The sequence below is a fragment of the Actinomycetota bacterium genome (genome assembly GCA_035697485.1).
GTDB lineage: Bacteria > Actinomycetota > UBA4738 > UBA4738 > HRBIN12 > JAOUEA01.
Genome location: DASSCU010000005.1, coordinates 15876 through 32723, shown reverse-complemented (window position 1 = coordinate 32723; position 16848 = coordinate 15876). Strand labels below are relative to the sequence as shown.

Below are 16848 nucleotides of genomic sequence, written 5' to 3'. Positions count from 1 at the left end.
GAGGCGTATGCAACGGTTCAGGTTCGTCGGTGTCGTCCTCGCGTTCACGCTGCTGGTCGCGGCGTGCAGCGACGACGGCGGCGACGCGCAAGGCAGCACCGACACCGCTACGGCCAGCGCGGCCGGGAGCGAGCTGTCGGAGTACGGGGAGAGCGTCGACGCCGATCCGGCGCTGGTGGAGAAGGCGCTGGGACCCGTCGAGGACGTGCCCGACGTCGTCCTCGCGTCGATCGCCCGTGCCGATCAGGATCTCGACCAGGCCACGATCGACACGGCGCTCGAGTGCTGGAACAACGTCGAGTGCGACACGGGCAGCGGCGGCGAGATGATCATGGGCGTCGCCGACGGCGGCCGTGGGAACGTGTGGCGTCAGGTCACGCACATGGAGGCGATCCTCCAGGCGCTCACGTACCCGGAGATCGGCACGATCGTCTCCCGTGACGCCCAGTGGGACGAGGACCCCGCGGTCGCTGAGGCGGACATCCGCTTCCTGATCCAGCGTGGGGTGGACTTCATCATCGGGTACCCCGACCAGGGCACGAACATCGCCGGCGCGATCCTCGAGGCCGAGGCCGCCGGTATCCCCTACATCCCGTATTCCGCGGGGTGGGTCGGACTCCCGGGTGACGAAGGTGCCCTGGTGCCCGGCGAGGACTACACAGCGATCGTGGGCGAGGACCTGTGCGCCCTTGGCGAGAGCTTCGCCGACGTCCTCAACACCGAGGTCGGCAACGGCAAGATCGGGATCATGGGCGGCACGCCCGGCAACGCGCTCTCGGCGGGCTGGCAGAGGTGCATGCAGCCCGCGTTGGACAGCGGGGTCAAGCCCGTCGGTCCTCCCGCGGACACTTACTGGGTGAACGACTTCGCCCTGCAGTCCGTACTCGGGTGGTTGTCGAAGGACCCCGACATCAAGGGGTATGCCTACGAGTACGCCGACGGCATGTACACCGCGCTCGACGCGTACGAGGAGCTCGACGTCCCCGTGAAGGACATCACGGTCGTGGTCCGTACCGACGAGCAGACGCTGTTCTGCGACTGGGTGGAACGCAACGAGCCGAGCTACAAGATCTTCTTCTCGGCCGGCGGCAACTTCCAGTCGCGGGTCGCCGTGACCGCGGCGATGCTGAAGCTCCAAGGCGCGGAGATCCCCGCCGAGATCGTGGTGCCGCACGTGATGCGTGAGGTCACCGCGGACAATTGCGATCCCGACCGGGTGACGCCCACGGTGTCGGGCACCAGCCTGGTGCCCGACGAGGTGCTCGCCCAGATGTACCCGGAGGGATGAACCACCGCCCTCTCGACGAACGGTCGACGGCCCCGGAGCTCGTGCTCGAGCTCCGGGGCGTCTCCCGTCAGTTCGGCGCCGTTCGGGCGCTGAGCGGTGTCAGCGTCGACTGCCGCGCCGGCGAGGTGCATGCGATCGTCGGCGAGAACGGTTCGGGCAAATCCACCCTCCTCGGGATCGCGAGCGGCGCCGTCGATCCCGACCGCGGCACGGTCACGATCGGCGGGAAGCGGCTGCGCCGGGACTCGCCCGCACAGGCGCGGGCGCTGGGGCTCGCGATGGCCTACCAGGACACCTCGCTGATCCTCGCGCAACCCGTCAAGAACAACCTCTACCTCTCCGCGCCGCCAGAGCAGCGCCCGCGCTTCTGGCGGCGCAAGAAGTGGGCTCGCTCGGTCCTCGCGGGCTTCGATCTCGACATCGAGCTGTTCCCCGATGCTCCGGCCGGCATGCTCACCCTGGCCGACCGTCAGCTCTTCGAGGTCGCGAAGGCACTCGTGACCGACCCGAAGGTGCTGCTCCTCGACGAGCCGACCACGGCGCTCGGCCCGCACGAGGTCGAGGCGCTGCATCGGACCCTCGCCGCCTGCCGCGAGCGGGGCGTGGGCGTCGTCTACGTGAGCCACCGCCTGCCCGAGGTCCTCGAGATCGCCGACCGCATCACGGTCCTGCGTGACGGCACGAACCAGGGGACCTTCGACGCCTCGACGACGAGCGAGCACGAGCTGGTCGATCTGATCGTCGGTCGCGCCTTCGAGGCCGCCTTCCCGCCGTCTGCGCCCGAGAGCGCCGTACGCAACGACGTATTGGTGGTCGACGGGCTGCAGGGTCAATCGTTCGGTCCCGTGAGCTTCACCCTCGAGAGCGGGGAGGTGGTCGGCGTCGCGGGCGCCGAAGGGAATGGGCAACCGCAGCTCTTCGACTGCCTCGCCGGACGCCAGCCGCCGCGCGCGGGCAGGGTCGTCTGCCACGACGACGAGCTGATGCTGATCTCGACGCACGAAGCCGTGCGCGCGGGCATCATGATGCTTCCCGGCGATCGCAAGCACGAAGCCTTGATGCCGGTACTCGGCGTGCGAGTGAACGCCACGCTCCAGTCGCTGAAGCGGTTCGGCGTGTTCGGGTTCCTGCGCCGCCGCAAGGAGCGAGCGACCGTGCAGGAGCTCGTCGACCGACTCGAGATCCGCACGCCCTCGCTGGAGCAGCCGGTCGGGTTCCTCTCCGGCGGCAACCAGCAGAAGGTCGCCGTCTCCCGAACGTTCCTCCGTGAGCCTGCCGTGATCCTCGCGTACGAGCCGACCCAGGGGGTGGATGTCGGCTCCCGCTTCGACATCTACGCGGCGCTGCGCTCGCGCAGCAACGCCGGCACCGCGATCCTCGTGAAGTCGAGCGACCCGATCGAGCTGAGCGGCCTCTGCGACCGGGTGCTCGTGATGTCGCGCGGCACGATCGTCGAGGAGATCCCGGGCGACGAGCTCGACGAGCTGCGCATCGTCGAGGCGATCGTCCGCGGCCCGGGCATGTCGCGCGCGGGACGGTCCCCGCTCGGCGTCGCGATGCCGAAGTCGTCCTCCGGTGACGGTGGCGGACACGCAGGCGGTGGCGCCGGGTGAGCACGCAGGCGGGCACGAGACCACCCGGTGGTCCGAGCTCCGGCGCCACGACCGTCGACACAGCGAGGATCGCGGTCCGCAAGGTGCTTCGCGACGCCCGAGACAAGAACAAGTGGCGCAAGATCGTCCGCTTCCGGCTCTGGATGCCGGTGGTGCTCCAGCTCCTTCTGATCGCCGCGGTCGCCGGGTACACGACCTCCCGGTTCGAGGGCTTCATCAATACCTCGAACGTCACGAACATCCTGATCCTCGCCGCGCCGCTCGCGATGGTCGCGATGGGACAGACGCACGCACTGCTCGTCGGATACCTCGACCTGTCGGTGGGAGCGATGGTCACGATCGGCGTCGTGGTCGCCTCGTTCCTGATCGGGCCCGACACGACCACGTCCCAGATCCTGCTCGGGGCCGGGGCGGTGTTCCTCTGCGCTCTCGCCGTGGGGGCGGTGAACGCCGTCCTCGTCGTCGGTCTGAAGATCCCATCGATCATCGCCACGCTCGCCACGCTCAGCATCCTCAACGGCATCTCGCTCACGTTGCGCGAGACGCCCGGGGGCATCATCAACCGCGACTTCACGGAGTGGCTGCGCACCGGCCTCGGCCCGATGCCGATCATCTTCGTCGTCTGCATCGTCGTGGCAGCGGTGCTCGACTACTGGCTCCACGCGACGGGTCAGGGCCTGCAGCTGCGAGCGACGGGTTTCGACGATGTCTCCGCCAAGCGCAACGGGGTCCGCACGAAGTGGGTCCGCGTGCGTGCGCTCCTGCTGTCGGCGATCTTCGCCACCGTCGCGGCGTTCTTCGTGATGACGCGGTCCGGCATCGGGAACGCGGCGATCGGCGACAGCTACGCCCTGAACAGCATCACCGCCGCGGTGCTGGGCGGCGCGGCGCTCTCGGGTGGGCGGGCGACGTTCCTCGGCGCACTCGTCGCGTCGGTGCTCCTCGCGCTCATCATCAGCGCCCTGCCGTTCCTCGGACTGAGTGCTGAACACGGCCTGATCATCATCGGCGTCCTCGTGCTGCTGGGCATCGTGCTCTTCCAGCTCGGCGACCTGAAGGAGCTCGTGAAGCGGAACTACAAACGCGCGCGCCGTCTCGCGATCGGGAGCCGGCCTCCGAAGCAGGCGGAGATCCCCGACCTGTATCCCTCAGGCGTGGACTTCCGCGTCACGCCGACCGGGACGAAGGTCATCGCGGGTGGCACCGTGCTGAGCCTCGATCCTCACGTGGGCGAGTTCGCGACCGCCGACGTGCTGATCGAGGGAGACCGCATCGTCGAGGTTCGCCCCGGCATCGGTCCGATCGCCGACGCCGAGGTGATCGACGCGACCGGCATGATCGTGATGCCCGGGTTCGTGGATACGCATCGGCACATCTGGGAGGGCCTGCTGCGCAACATCGGGACCGACGTCCCGCTCGAGGGGCGATCCAGCTACATCTCCTACGTGTTGCACAAGCTCGCGCCCGCGTACCGTCCCGAGGACTCGTACGTTGGCGACCTGCTCTCGGCGATGGGCGCGATCGATGCCGGCGTCACGACCCTTCTGGACTGGTCGCACATCCAAGGGTCGCCGGCGCACACCGACGCCGTGGTCCAGGCGCTCAAGGACTCGGGGCTGCGCGCGGTGTTCGCCTACGGGTTCCCCTGGTGGGGGAAGTGGGAGGAGCGGCAGCCGAGCTGGTTCGTGCGTGCGGCGAACGAGCACTTCGCGACGAAGGATCAGCTGCTCTCGCTCGCCCTCGCGGCCCCCGGCCCGGAGTTCACCGACTTCGAGGTCACCCGTGACCACTGGAAGCTCGCCCGGGAGACCGGGGCCCGCATCACGACGCACGTCGGCGTGGGTTCCTACGGGCGCGACGGGAAGGTCCAGGAGTTCGGGGAAGCGGGCCTGCTCGGACCAGACACCACCTACATCCACTGCACGACCCTGAACGACACCGAGCTCCAGATGATCGTCGACAGCGGCGGCACCGTCTCCCTCGCCTCCCCGGTGGAGATGATGATGGGCCATGGCATGCCGCCGATCCAGAAGTTCCTCGACCGGGGTCTGCGCCCGAGCCTGAGCGTCGACGTCGAGACCAACGTGCCGGGCGACATGTTCAACCAGATGCGCTCGGTGCTCGCGCTGCAGCGTGCGATCGCGACGGCTGAGGGCAGCACCGCGCTCACGACCAGGGAGGTGCTGGCCTGCGCCACGATCGAGGGAGCCAAGGCGAACGGGCTCGAGTCGATCACGGGCAGTTTGACCCCGGGGAAGTTCGCCGACGTGATCATGCTGCGCACCGACCGGATCAACGTGACCCCGCTCAACGACCCCGCCACGGCGGTCGTGGCCGGCATGGACACGGGCAACGTCGACACGGTGCTGATCGCCGGCCGGGTGATGAAGCGCCACGGCGAGTTGCTCCACGTCGACTGGCCTTCGCTGAAACGCCTATCTGCAGAATCGAGGGATCACGTGATCGCGAAGTCCGGCTTCAGATCCCCGAGCATCTGAGCTCGTCGTGCCGCTACGGCGTCGGTGGCACCCGATCGTCGTCGGGCCCGTGGTCGGCGGCCAGCCCCTTGCCGCCGTGCTCGGCGACGTCGAGCACGACGGACACGACTAGCACGACGAACGTCGTTCCGACCATCAAGGCGGGCGGCCAGCCCCGGCCGACCGCCGTCAGTACGAGCAGGGCGAGGATGGCGATCGCCCGCTGAGCCATGCCTCGGTCGCGGGCGCCGTGCTCGGCGAGGTGCACGGCACCGAGCGACACGAGGAATGCCGCCACTCCGCCGCAGAGCATCAGGCGCGTCGCGAGGGCGAGGCCGTGATCGCCCGCCGCTCCGGCTTCGATCGCGAGCTCGACACCGATCGCGGCCGCGGCGATGCCCGCGAAGCCGAACAGGTGTCCGTACCCCCAGAGGAAGGAATCGAGCATCCGATCGCGCGACAGCGAGGTGGAAGAGACGGTCTCGAAATAGCTCCACCAGATCGCGGAGGCGATCGCGAAGCCCAGGAGGGCCGAAGCGATCGCTCCTCCGTCGAGGCGCACGTCGCCGAGGCTCGCGGCGACGGCGATCACGCTCTCGCCGAGCACGATGATCGTGAACAGCCCGTAGCGCTCCGGTACGTGCCTGGCATCGAACGCCTGACCCTCGAACGCGCGCACCGCGAAGACGGGCGTCGCCATGAGCACCAGCAGCGCGAGCGCCCAGACCCAGTACCTCGTCGGCGCCTCCACGAGCATCGACGAGAGCATCACCAGCCCGCCGATCGCGTCGCCCGTCAGGTACGCGCGCGCGAATCCTCGGGCTTCGCCCGCGTGCGGCAGCACCCTCGCGAACATCAACACCAGGACCGCTTGCATGCCCGCGTACGCGAACACGAAGAGTCGGTCGTTGCCCTCGTAGACCCGCGGGATGCCGGCCGCGAGCACGATCACGATCAGCATCGCGGTCAGCATCCCGAGCCGGTGCACCAGATCGTCGTTGTCCCACGCGGTCGCGAACCATGTGAACTGCATCCACGCCCACCACACGGGCACGAACAACGCCGCGAAGTGCCAGAGCCCCCGCAGGGTCGGATCGGCGTGCAGCCCTTGGGCGAGGGCCGCTACCGCTGCCACGAAGCAGAGATCGAAGAAGAGCTCGAGCCAGGTGGCCGTGCGCTCCTCCTCGTCGAACTCCCGCATCGGCGCGGGACGGATCAGCTCAGGCATCTCGGTCGATGGGCAGGGTCGCGAGGTCGGCGAGCACGACTTCCCGGTCTTCGGCGTCGTCGATCGCGTCACAGATCGTCCGTGCCTCGGCAGCGTGCCAGAGGGCATCGTCGAGCTCACCCTGGAGGGTGTGCGCTCGTGCGATCGCCTCATGCCCCTCGGCCCGCACCCAATCGGCGAGTCGCTCCGTCTCGGCGCGCGACAGGCACCAGCGGGCGTGGTACATGGCCGGCTCGGCCCGACCGAGGACCGCATAGACGCGAGAGCAGAGCCAGTCGCCGACGGCCATGTTCTCGGCGGTGCCGGCCGCTTCCCAGTGCAGTCGCGACCCGTGGGCAGCGTGGATCATGCGCTCGTCCTGCTCACGTGTACGGTCGTCGGTCTCGAGCAGCGACCAGGTTTCGTTGAACAGGTCGACCGCCCACTCCCGTTCGTCAGCGTGTCCTTCGGGCATCGGCGCGAGCGTAGCTCGGCGTCGTCTAACGGAACAGGTGTCGGTGTGCAGATACTGACGACGTTCCGAGTCCGTGAGCGACCTCGTGACTTCCTGCCGTGCGATCTGGAGGAGGTCTTCGATGTCGAGGATGTGTCACCTTCCTTCCGACGGGCCTGGGTGATCAACCTGCGTGGGAGCGACGATCCCGCCAACGGGAACGGAGCCGCCGGTCCCTCCGACGCGGCGGGCTATCCCGCACATCACCGTGCCAGCGGGGTCGCCGGAGGCGTGCCGATCGGGATGTCGTTCATGGCCCGCGCCTGGCAGGAGTCGACGCTGCTCCGCTTCGCCTCCGCGCTCGAGCAGATCGCGAACGTCCGGCGGCCCCCGCGATTCGTCGAGCTTCCGTTCGTCAACCGTTGAGCGGCGGCATCTCGGATCGGCGGAGACCCGCCAGGCGCAGGGTCGTCCGCAGCAACCGGGGATCGCCCTGCCAGTGTTCCTGCACGACGTCGGGCCCGGCCCGCTTGATCAAGTGCCGCAACACCAGGCCGACCACGATCACGTCGTCGAGCGGACCGAGCAGCGGGATGAACTCGGGCACGAGGTCGATCGGCGAGAGCAGCCACACGAGCGCGGCGCCTACCAGCACCTTCGACCCGAACGGCACCCGATCGTCCCTCATGAGCCCGCGGCACAGTCGCACGAGGTCGGGGATCGCGCGTGCGAGCTGCTTCGCGGCGACCTTCCGCCCGAAGACCCAGAGCGCCGCGATCGCGACCACCCAGAGGAGGGCCACGACGGCGATCGCGATCAACAGGTTCCGCACCTTGGCAGCCTAGCCCGCTACGCTCGGCGGACATGGCCGCGACCACGACCGCCGAGGCGCCACACGTCGACCCCGAACGTGGGCTCTCGTCCGCAGAGGTCGCGGAGCGCGTCGCGCGCGGGGAAGTCAACGACGTGCCCGCCGCTCCCACGCGCACGGTCGCCCAGATCGTGCGGGCCAACGTCTTCACACGGTTCAACGCGATCCTCGGCGCGATGCTTGCGATCATCCTCGTGGTTGGGCCGCTGCAGGATGCCCTGTTCGGCATCGTGCTGATCGCGAACGCCGGCATCGGCATCGTGCAGGAGCTGCGCGCCAAGCGCACCCTCGATCGGCTCACGCTGCTCACCGCGCCGAAGGCCCGCGTGGTCCGCGACGGCGACCTGCACGAGGTCGCGGTCGGCGACGTGGTGCTCGACGACGTGCTCGACCTCGGCGCCGGTTCGGAGATCGTCGTCGACGGGGAGGTGCTCGCGAGCCGGGGTCTCGAGGTCGATGAGTCGCTGCTCACCGGTGAATCGGACGCCGTGGAGAAGTCGCCGGCCGACGAGGTGCTGAGCGGGTCCTTCGTCGCCGCGGGTGCGGGGCGGTACCGCGCCACCAAGGTCGGAGCCGAGGCCTACGCGGTGCAGCTGGCCGAGGACGCCCGCCGGTTCACCCTCACCCGGTCGGAGCTTCGTTCCGGCATCGACACGATCCTCACGTACGTGACATGGGCGATCGTGCCGACCGCCGCGCTGCTGTTCTTCAGTCAGATCCGGGCTCGAGGCGACTGGCGCGAGGCGATGTCGGGGGCGGTCGCCGGCACGGTCGCGATGGTGCCGGAAGGCCTCGTGCTCTTGACGTCGCTCGCGTTCGCCGTCGCCGTCGTGCGGCTCGCCCAGCGCAAGGTGCTCGTCCAGGAGCTCCCCGCCGTCGAGGGTCTCGCTCGCATCGACGTGCTCTGCATCGACAAGACCGGCACGCTCACTGAGGGGAAGCTCGCGGTACAAGAGGTCGAGCCGCTCGACGGCGACGAGACCGGCATCGAGACGGTGCTCGCTGCTCTGGCCGCTGCGGATCCCTCGCCCAACGCCACGACGAACGCGATCGCGGAGCGCTTCCCCGAGCCCTCGGGATGGCGGGCCACCGATGGAGTGCCGTTCTCGTCGTCGCGGAAGTGGAGCGCCTCGGCGTTCGAGGGGCAGGGTGCATGGTTCCTCGGCGCCCCCGACGTGATGCTGACGGCGGTCGACGGAGCCGACGAGCTGCGTGACCGCGTGCGGGTCATCGCCGACCAGGGTCACCGAGTGCTGCTCGTGGCCCACGCACAAGCGCTGACCGACGAGCGGCTTCCGGCCGACCTCGAGCCTGCGGGACTCGTCGTGCTCGGCGACCGACCGCGTCCCGACGCGGCCGACACGCTCCGCTACTTCCGGGAACAGGACGTGACCGTGAAGGTGATCTCCGGAGACGACCCCCGAACGGTCGGGGCGATCGCCGGCCAGCTCGGGCTCGAGGGCGCTGACGAGCCGATCGACGCCCGCGAGCTCCCCGAAGGCCAGGGCGATCTGGCCGAGGTGCTCGAGTCGCACTCGGTATTCGGCCGGGTCACGCCGCAGCAGAAGCGCTCGATGGTGCAGGCCCTGCAGTCCCGAGGGCATACGGTCGCGATGACCGGCGACGGCGTGAACGATGCCCTCGCGCTGAAGGACGCCGACATCGGCGTCGCGATGGGCTCGGGTAGCGACGCCACCCGGGCCGTGGCACAACTGGTGCTCCTCGACTCGACGTTCGACTCGCTGCCGCCGGTGGTCGCCGAGGGCCGTCGGGTGCTCGGGAACATCGAACGCACGAGCGGGCTCTACCTGAACAAGACCGTGTACGCGATGCTGATCTCCCTCGCGACTGGGGTGCTCGGGTTCGTCTTCCCGTTCCTGCCGCGGCACCTGACGCTGATCGGGGCCGTGACGATCGGCATCCCGTCGTTCTTCCTGGCGCTCGCGCCCAACACCGACCGGTTCCGCCCCGGGTTCGTGCGCCGGGTGCTGCGGTTCGCGATCCCGACCGGCACGCTCGCGTCGATCGCGACCCTGCTCGCCTACGGGCTCGCGCGCGAGGAGCCGGGCGTCACGCTGATGGAGGCGCAGACGACCGCGGTCATGGTGCTGACGTGGATCGGATTGCTGGTGCTGACGATCCTCTCGGCGCCGCTGACCAGGGCGAGGCTGGCCCTGATCTGGACGATGGCGGGGATGTTCATCGTCGCGCTCACGTGGGGGCCGACCGAGACGTTCTTCGCGCTCGATCCCCCGCCGCTGATGGTATGGCTCGCGGGGTTCGGTATCGCGGCGATCGTCTGGTCGTTCGCCCGCCTGTTCGTGCCGGGGGAGGCGCCCGTCGGTCCCCGGGCTCGCGACGTGCTGATCGCCGGCGGCACCACCGACGACTCGCGTGACAAGTCGTCTCGGCTGGACTAGATGAGGCTCAGGTCGCCCGGCGGCCAGATGATGACCTCGGCCTTGCCGATCACGTTGTCGATCGGGACCATGCCCAGCGAGAAGCGAGAGTCGAGCGAGTTTCCACGGTTGTCGCCCATCACGAAGAGCTTCCCCTCGGGCACCGTGTCCTTCTTGAAGTCGTCGGTGGGTTGGGTGAGGTACGGCTCGTCGATCGGCTCACCGTTGACGTAGACCTGGCCGTCCTTGCCCCACACCGTGTCACCGGGCGTGCCGATCACTCGCTTGATGAAGTCCTCGCTGTCGGGGCGCTGCACCCCGAGGCCCTCGAACATCCAGTGGAAGAACCCACCAACGAGCCCGCGATCGGGCACGCCGCTCGGATCGGGATCCTCGAAGACGATGATGTCGCCTCGGTCGGGCTCGCTGAAGTAGTAGGGGACCTTCAGCACCAGCACGCGGTCGCCCGGCACGAGCGTCGGCTCCATCGACCCCGAGGGGATGTAGAACGCCTGCACGAGGAACGTCTTGATCAGTAACGCCAGCACGAACGCCATCACGATGAGCCCCGGCAACTCGCCCAGGAACTGCGTGACGGGGTTGCGGTGCTTCTTCGGGGCGTGCTTCTGCGCGCCGTTCGGCTCGGGAGCCTCGAGTGACTCGCGTTCCGTCGTCTTCACCGACCAAGGGTACCGGTTGGGGGCTCCGCGGCATCGGCATCCTCGAACTGCAACGACACCTCAACGGCCTTGAAGCTCGCCCAGATCTCGTCACCGGTGCGCAGCCCCATGCGGGCGACCGACCCGCTGGTCACCTCGGCCGTCAGCGGAGGCCGAGTGTCGAGGCGCAGACGAGCCCGGTCCCCGTCGTCGGCGATCTCCTCGATCGTTCCCCGGAAGACGTTGCGGGCCGAGCCCTCCGGCTCACGCGCATGCAGGGAGACGTCGATCGGCTTCAGGCTGGCGATCGCCGGTGTGCCGGTGACCACCGCTTCCTCCGGCGAGACCGTGATCGCCCCGTCGCGCGTGCGCAGCGTCGCCGCGCCGTCGCCGAGGGGCTCCAGGGCGCCCACGAACAGGTTCACTCCGACGAGGTCGGCGGCGTAGTGCGATGAGGGAGCGGCCCGGATCTCGTCGGGCGTGCCCGTCTGCGTGATGCGCCCGGCCTCGAGCAACGCCACACGGTCGGCGAGGGTGAGCGCGTCGAGCGGTTCGTGCGCGATCAGCACCGTCGCGCCGCCGAAGGCTCGGGCGATCTCGCGGACGAGCGCCCGCAGGCCGGGCCGGGCCGAGACGTCGACGTTCGCGAACGGCTCGTCGAGCAGCAGCAGCCGCGGCTCGGGAACGAGTGCCCGAGCCAGGGCCACACGCTGTCGCTCGCCGCCGGAGAGCGAATCCGGCAGGGTCGCAGGTGCGACCGAGGGGGCCAGATCTTCGAGGAGTGCGGCCGCCCGCCGCCGCGCCTCCACCTTCGGGATCTTCCTCGCGCGGAGCGGGAACGCCACGTTCTCGAGCGCCGAGAGCTTCGGGAAGAGCAGATCGTCCTGGAAGCACACGCCGATCGGGCGTTGCTCCGGGGGCAGCCGGTCGACCCGCTCGCCGTCGACCACGATCGCCCCCTCGGCGAGCTCGAGCGTGCCGATCAGCGCATCGACCACGGTCGACTTGCCGGCCCCGTTCGGACCCAGCAGGGCCAGGGTCTCGCCGTCGGCGACGTCGAGGGCGACCGCGACCTCGAAGCCAGCCCGTCGCGCGGTGATGTCGGCATGCAATGTCACGCGGGCATCCCCATGGTCAGCGTGCCTGGGTGATGCGATCGCGCATCGCCACGAGCACGCCGATCGACAGCGCAACCAGGATGAGGGACAGGAAGATCGCTCCGCCTGGGTCGGTCAGGCGCGCTTCGTAGACGGCGAGCGGCAGCGTCTGGGTCCGCCCGGCGAGGTTGCCGGCGAACGTGATCGTGGCGCCGAACTCGCCCAGGGCGCGCGCCCACGCGAGCACCGCTCCAGCTGCGAGCTGCGGTCCGAGCATCGGCAGCACGACGCGCCGGATCGTGTATCGAGGCCTCGCCCCGAGCGCCGCCGCCGCGTGCTCGTACCGCCGGTCGATCGAGCGCAGGCCTGCCTCGGTCGCGAGCACGACGAGGGGCATCGAGACGAACGTGGTCGCCAGGATCGCTCCCCACGTCGTGAACGTGAGCTGCAGATCGAACGTCGAGTAGAGCCAGCGGCCCACGACCCCGCCCCTGCCCAGGGCCGCGAGGAGGCTGATGCCCCCGACGACCGGCGGCAGCACGACCGGCAACACGACGATCGCACGCAGCAGAGAGCGACCCGGCATCCGGGAACGAGCCAGGACCCAGGCGAGCGGCACCCCGAGCAGGAGGGAGAGCCCGGTCGCCGTGAGCGAGACGACGATCGACAGGCGCAGGGCCTCGCCGGCACCCGCGCCCTGCAGCGAGGTCGCGACGTCGTCCCAGGGTGCGCGAAGCAACAGCGCGACCAGGGGGAGCGTCACGAAGACCATGCCGACACCGGCGAAGATCCAGAGAGGAAGCGGCGTGCGCGTTCGCATCGATCAGGTGACGGGCATGAACCCGTACTCCTCGAGGGCTGCCTGCCCGTCGGGACCGGTCACGTAGACCACGAACGCCGAGGCGAGCTCGGTATCCGCGGCACCCGTGACGACCGCGATCGGGTAGGTCGCGATCACGTTCAGGTCGTCGGGGATCTCGACCGCGACGACTTCGTTTCCCGCGGCTACCGAGATGTCGGACCAGTACACGATGCCGGCCTCGCCCTCGCCGGACGCGATCTTCGCCACGACGCTCGCATTGTCCTCCTCGTTCGAGACGATGTTGGCTTCGGCCGCACCCCCGATGCCGGCGTCGGCGAGGGCCTCGCGTGCGTAGTCGCCGACCGGGACGCCCTCGGCGGCGAGCACGAGCTGAACGCCGTCGCTCCCGAGATCATCGATCGATGTGATCCCGGCAGGGTTCTCGGGCGGTGTGATGATCACGAGCCGGTTCCGCACGAAGTCCGTGCGATCGCTCACGCCGGGGTCATAGTCGACGGCGTCCATCCACGTGCCGCTGGCGCTGGCGAACACATCGGCCGTGCCCTCGCTCCGGATCTGAGCGGCGAGCGCATCGGAGGCGGCGAGGTTGAACACGACCGTCGTGCCTTCGTGCTCGGCCTCGAAGGCCGGTCCGATCTTCTCGGTGAACGCGTCCGTGAGCGACGAGGCCGCGAACACGGTCAGCTCGGTCGCCTCGTCGGTAGTACCGGTACGACCGCAGCCGGCGAGCAGCGGCAGGATGATAGCCAGCGAGAGTACGCGTCGCATCCGCGCACGATACCAGGTTCTGAACGACTGATAAGTAGTGAAAGCTGGCGTTACTCGTTCAGAAGATTGACCATGACGCTGGTCGCCTTCACCGTGGCGACCGCCTCCATGCCAGGCTCGAGTCCGAGCTGATCCGCGGCTTCCCGGGTGATGAAGGCGAGCACCCGGTGAGGCCCGGCCTGGATCTCCACGGTTGCCGCGAGCCGGTCGCGCTTCACTTCGGTGATCACGCCCGGGAAGCGGTTCCGGGCGCTCGCCGCGGCGATCGGTTCCTCGTGTCGGCGGTCGGCGAGCAGCCGCGCGACCTCCGATGTCGGCACCGTGCGCTGGCCTCCGGCCGTGCGCTCCATGCGGAGCTTGCCGTCGCGCTCCCACCGGCGCAGGGTCTCGACTCGGACCCCGAGCGCCCTGGCGGCCTCACCGATGCGATAGGCGTCGCTCATCGCCCGCAGGCTACCCCTCGACCGGCGCGGGCGTGCGAGTGCCGTCACGCGGCATCGTGAGGAACGCGATCGCGGCGGTGAGCATCCACGCGGCGAGCCAGAGGAACGCGACCGTGGGAGACGAAACGGTCCAGAGGATACCGGCGATCGCGCTCGCGGCGAGGTTCCCGGTGCTCTGCAGCGCGGCGAGCAATCCGAAGGCGCTGCCGCGGATCGACTCGGGCGCGTGCGCAGCCACCGCGGCATGCTCGGCGGTCTCGGCGGCTCCGATGCCGACGCCGGCAAGGACGAATCCCGCGGCGAGCATGGAGATGCTCGCGCCGGAGCCTGCGAACACCAGGTAGGCGGCGAGGAACGCGCCGGTGCCTCCCAGCAGCACGAGCCGCGTGCCTCGCCGGTCGCCGAGGTGCCCGGCGGGCAGGCTCGTGAGCGTCGCGGCGACGTTGTACGCCACGTAGAGCAGCACGGCGATGCTGGCTGCGCGGTCCTGCCCCCTGCCGGGTTCCAGCAGCTCGGTGGCTCGCAGGATCAGCAGGGTCGCCGCGCAGTTCCCGAACTCGAACGCACCCATGCCGGCGAACAGCCGTCCGAGTCCGCCTCGCAGCACCGGGCGCACCTGCAACCGGATCGGGCGCCGTTCCTGCGCGGTAGGCCTTCGAACGCGCCGTACAACCATGAGCATCGCGAGCGCTGCGAGCAACCCGGGGACGATCGAGACCACGATCGCCGAGCGCACGCCCATGACCGCGATCAACGGGATCGCCATGAGTGGGCCGACGATCGCGCCGAGGTTGTCGGCCATGCGCTCGAACCCGTAGGCACGACCGTACGCCTCGGCCGGCACAACGTCGGCGAGGATGGCGTTGCGGCTGGGGCCGCGGACGCCGCGCGCGGCCCAGGCGCCGGTCCGGAGCACGGCGACCTGCCACGGGGCGGTGGCCAGGCCGACGCCGCTCGAGAGGACCGCGGTCATCGCGTAGCCGCCGACCGCGACCTTCGCCCGGCGTTCCGGGTCGTCGGCGAGCGCCCCTCCGACGAGTTTCGCCACCCCGGCCGCTCCATCGGCGATGCCCTCGATCAGCCCCAATGCCGACGCAGGCGCCCCGAGCGTCACGGTGAGGAAGCTCGGCAGCAGCGACGTCGGGATCTCGTGCCCCACGTCGGAGAGGAAGCTCGCCAGCCCGATCGAGCGGACGCCCGGGTTGAACCAGGTCGAGGTGGCGGCGGTATCGGATCGCCGGTCGGTGTTCATGCGGCGAGTATGCAACCGACCGACCTGCCACACTCGGGACATGGCCGAGTCCTTCGTACCCGATGACTTCGAGGCGCCCTCCGGACTGTGGCACCCCGGGATGCGCCTGGAACCCCTCGGTCCCGAGCACAACGAGCGGGACTATGAGGCCTGGTCCTCGAGCATCGATCGCATCCGAGCCACCCCCGGGTTCCAAGAGAGCGACGCGGACGAAGACGGCGATGCACCATGGCCGCGCCCGATGTCGCTCGAGGAGAACCTGGGCGATCTGCAGCGCCACGCGGCCGACTTCGCGGCCAGGCGAGGCTTCACGTACTCCGTGCTCGACCCCGACACCGACGAGGTGATCGGCTGTGTCTACATCTACCCGTCGAAGGACGAGGATCACGACGCACGCGTCGAGTCGTGGGTCCGCGCATCCCGTGCAGAACTGGATACGGCGCTCTGGAACGCGGTCTCGGACTGGCTCGACTCCGATTGGCCGTTCTCGCGCGTCGACTACAGAGGTGGCTGAGCTTCGGCCTCCGCCCGCCGCCCGCCGCCCGGCCAGCCACGGTCACGACGAGAGCCTCATTGATCGATCGAGTTCTTGACGTCGACCCCCCCGAAGATCGCGGTCGCGTGCACGTTCAGCACCGGAGCGTCGGCAGGGAGCTCGGGCTCGCCTTTCGTCTTGTCCTCGAAGCCACCGAAGATCGGCGTTCCTTCGATCGCGACCCGCCATCCCTCTGGCACGACGACGTCGACGCCGCCGAACAGCGCGAGGGCATCGACCGACGCGTCGCGGTCGACGTGTGCCTGACGCAGGTCGAGCGTCGCGCCGCCGAAGACGGCTGACACGTCGGCGTGGTCGAAGTGCTCCGACCGATCCTTGATCTTCGTCGCTCCGAACATCACGAGCGAGTTCTCACCGTCTGCGGTCCGTTCCCGTCCCCGGCTCCACAGGCCCGAGAGCACGACGAGCCCGATCGCGACCAGGATCGCCGGCCCGAACAGGTCCTCGTCGGCCCAGCCCTGCTGACCCGCCAGGAGCAGGAGTCCGATCATGACGACGATCGACGGACCGAGCGAGATCCGGCGCTCGGCGACCATCCCGATCGCTCCCAGTCCGATCACCGCGATCGGCCACCAGTCGTCAATCAACTGGGTCGACTCGAGCGCCCCGGTCGCGTCGAGGATGCCGAGCACGCCGAGCGTCAGGAACACGACTCCGATCCAGATCCGAATGGGCTTCATGTGCGTCACCTCCCGGCTCGTTCCATCTCCAGTGTGCGCTCGATGGGGTGCAGGTCACGCGGGCCGTTCCGCCCGCTCTCGGGAGGTCTGCCGATCTGCAGGGTCGAGGATCTCGATCGGCTGGCGGGTGGGGGGTGCTCGATCGGGGTCCGCCCGGACCACGGGCCCCGCGGTTCCTGCTGTCCGAAGGGTTGCCCCGGTGCCACGCTTGAATGCGGAGGAGTGGAACGGGTCGGCATCACGAGCGAGCTGTCCGGCGTG

The 16848-nt window shown here is 69.5% G+C and carries 16 protein-coding genes; 6 read left to right on the top strand and 10 right to left on the bottom strand.

Going from position 1 to position 16848, the window contains the following annotated elements; all coding sequences use genetic code 11:
• Nucleotides 1-7: 7 nt before the first annotated feature.
• The 3 genes from VFI59_00525 to VFI59_00515 are packed head-to-tail and all read left to right on the top strand — an operon-like array spanning nt 8 to nt 5399.
• On the top strand, nt 8-1288 hold the full coding sequence (locus VFI59_00525) for a substrate-binding domain-containing protein (protein HET6712186.1): 1281 nt from the start codon (nt 8-10) through the stop codon (nt 1286-1288).
• Nucleotides 1285-2901 carry a sugar ABC transporter ATP-binding protein gene (locus VFI59_00520; protein HET6712185.1) on the top strand — a complete coding sequence of 539 codons (1617 nt, stop codon included), beginning with the start codon at nt 1285-1287 and terminating at the stop codon, nt 2899-2901. The genes VFI59_00525 and VFI59_00520 overlap by 4 nt, the downstream gene beginning before the upstream one ends.
• Entirely contained in the window at nt 2898-5399 is a 2502-nt protein-coding gene (locus VFI59_00515) for an amidohydrolase family protein (GenBank protein ID HET6712184.1), read from the top strand. Before VFI59_00520 ends, VFI59_00515 begins: the two co-directional genes overlap by 4 nt.
• Before the next feature lie 13 nt (nt 5400-5412).
• On the opposite strand, the gene VFI59_00510 is transcribed toward VFI59_00515, so the two are convergent.
• Both VFI59_00510 and VFI59_00505 read right to left on the bottom strand, forming a co-directional pair.
• Complete coding sequence (locus tag VFI59_00510; GenBank protein HET6712183.1) at nt 5413-6606, bottom strand: low temperature requirement protein A; 1194 nt, start codon at nt 6604-6606, stop codon at nt 5413-5415.
• Complete coding sequence (locus VFI59_00505; GenBank protein ID HET6712182.1) at nt 6599-7060, bottom strand: hypothetical protein; 462 nt, start codon at nt 7058-7060, stop codon at nt 6599-6601. The genes VFI59_00510 and VFI59_00505 overlap by 8 nt, the downstream gene beginning before the upstream one ends.
• 45 nt (nt 7061-7105) lie before the next feature.
• On the opposite strand from VFI59_00505, the gene VFI59_00500 reads away from it, so the two are divergent.
• On the top strand, nt 7106-7465 hold the full coding sequence (locus VFI59_00500; GenBank protein HET6712181.1) for a hypothetical protein: 360 nt from the start codon (nt 7106-7108) through the stop codon (nt 7463-7465).
• Here VFI59_00500 and VFI59_00495 read toward each other — a convergent pair.
• On the bottom strand, nt 7455-7871 hold the full coding sequence (locus VFI59_00495) for a DUF1232 domain-containing protein (protein ID HET6712180.1): 417 nt from the start codon (nt 7869-7871) through the stop codon (nt 7455-7457). The genes VFI59_00500 and VFI59_00495 overlap by 11 nt on opposite strands.
• 32 nt (nt 7872-7903) lie before the next feature.
• On the opposite strand from VFI59_00495, the gene VFI59_00490 reads away from it, so the two are divergent.
• A complete protein-coding gene (locus VFI59_00490; protein HET6712179.1) occupies nt 7904-10330 on the top strand; it encodes an HAD-IC family P-type ATPase in 2427 nt (808 codons plus the stop codon).
• On the opposite strand, the gene lepB is transcribed toward VFI59_00490, so the two are convergent.
• From lepB to VFI59_00460, 6 genes are read right to left on the bottom strand one after another with little or no spacing between them, the layout of a single operon-like run.
• On the bottom strand, nt 10327-10989 hold the full coding sequence (gene lepB, locus VFI59_00485; GenBank protein ID HET6712178.1) for a signal peptidase I: 663 nt from the start codon (nt 10987-10989) through the stop codon (nt 10327-10329). The two genes, VFI59_00490 and lepB, sit on opposite strands and share 4 nt — an antisense overlap.
• Nucleotides 10986-12086: an ABC transporter ATP-binding protein gene (locus VFI59_00480; protein HET6712177.1), complete on the bottom strand. Its 1101-nt coding sequence runs from the start codon at nt 12084-12086 to the stop codon at nt 10986-10988. The genes lepB and VFI59_00480 overlap by 4 nt, the downstream gene beginning before the upstream one ends.
• Nucleotides 12087-12102: 16 nt before the next feature.
• Nucleotides 12103-12885 (bottom strand): ABC transporter permease, encoded by a 783-nt coding sequence (locus VFI59_00475; protein ID HET6712176.1) that lies wholly within the window; start codon nt 12883-12885, stop codon nt 12103-12105.
• A gap of 3 nt (nt 12886-12888) precedes the next feature.
• The gene (gene modA / locus VFI59_00470; protein ID HET6712175.1) at nt 12889-13656 is read right to left on the bottom strand and encodes a molybdate ABC transporter substrate-binding protein; all 768 of its coding nucleotides are present in this window, start codon (nt 13654-13656) and stop codon (nt 12889-12891) included.
• Nucleotides 13657-13706: 50 nt separating this feature from the next.
• Entirely contained in the window at nt 13707-14099 is a 393-nt protein-coding gene (locus VFI59_00465; GenBank protein ID HET6712174.1) for a helix-turn-helix transcriptional regulator, read from the bottom strand.
• Between the two features lie 10 nt (nt 14100-14109).
• A complete protein-coding gene (locus VFI59_00460; GenBank protein HET6712173.1) occupies nt 14110-15351 on the bottom strand; it encodes an MFS transporter in 1242 nt (413 codons plus the stop codon).
• A gap of 40 nt (nt 15352-15391) precedes the next feature.
• Between VFI59_00460 and VFI59_00455 the strand changes: the two genes are divergently transcribed.
• On the top strand, nt 15392-15865 hold the full coding sequence (locus tag VFI59_00455) for an N-acetyltransferase (protein ID HET6712172.1): 474 nt from the start codon (nt 15392-15394) through the stop codon (nt 15863-15865).
• A 56-nt stretch (nt 15866-15921) separates the two neighbouring features.
• On the opposite strand, the gene VFI59_00450 is transcribed toward VFI59_00455, so the two are convergent.
• Nucleotides 15922-16587: a LiaF domain-containing protein gene (locus VFI59_00450; GenBank protein HET6712171.1), complete on the bottom strand. Its 666-nt coding sequence runs from the start codon at nt 16585-16587 to the stop codon at nt 15922-15924.
• Between the last annotated feature and the right edge of the window lie 261 nt (nt 16588-16848).

Bases quoted from the DNA above. Each gene is read 5' to 3' on its own strand.
- VFI59_00525 (HET6712186.1), top strand. From the start codon at position 8: ATGCAACGGTTCAGGTTCGTCGGTGTCGTCCTCGCGTTCACGCTGCTG.
- VFI59_00520 (HET6712185.1), top strand. From the start codon at position 1,285: ATGAACCACCGCCCTCTCGACGAACGGTCGACGGCCCCGGAGCTCGTG.
- VFI59_00510 (HET6712183.1), bottom strand. From the start codon at position 6,606: ATGCCTGAGCTGATCCGTCCCGCGCCGATGCGGGAGTTCGACGAGGAG.
- VFI59_00505 (HET6712182.1), bottom strand. From the start codon at position 7,060: ATGCCCGAAGGACACGCTGACGAACGGGAGTGGGCGGTCGACCTGTTC.
- VFI59_00490 (HET6712179.1), top strand. From the start codon at position 7,904: ATGGCCGCGACCACGACCGCCGAGGCGCCACACGTCGACCCCGAACGT.
- VFI59_00475 (HET6712176.1), bottom strand. From the start codon at position 12,885: ATGCGAACGCGCACGCCGCTTCCTCTCTGGATCTTCGCCGGTGTCGGC.
- modA (HET6712175.1), bottom strand. From the start codon at position 13,656: ATGCGACGCGTACTCTCGCTGGCTATCATCCTGCCGCTGCTCGCCGGC.
- VFI59_00465 (HET6712174.1), bottom strand. From the start codon at position 14,099: ATGAGCGACGCCTATCGCATCGGTGAGGCCGCCAGGGCGCTCGGGGTC.
- VFI59_00460 (HET6712173.1), bottom strand. From the start codon at position 15,351: ATGAACACCGACCGGCGATCCGATACCGCCGCCACCTCGACCTGGTTC.
- VFI59_00455 (HET6712172.1), top strand. From the start codon at position 15,392: ATGGCCGAGTCCTTCGTACCCGATGACTTCGAGGCGCCCTCCGGACTG.
- VFI59_00450 (HET6712171.1), bottom strand. From the start codon at position 16,587: ATGAAGCCCATTCGGATCTGGATCGGAGTCGTGTTCCTGACGCTCGGC.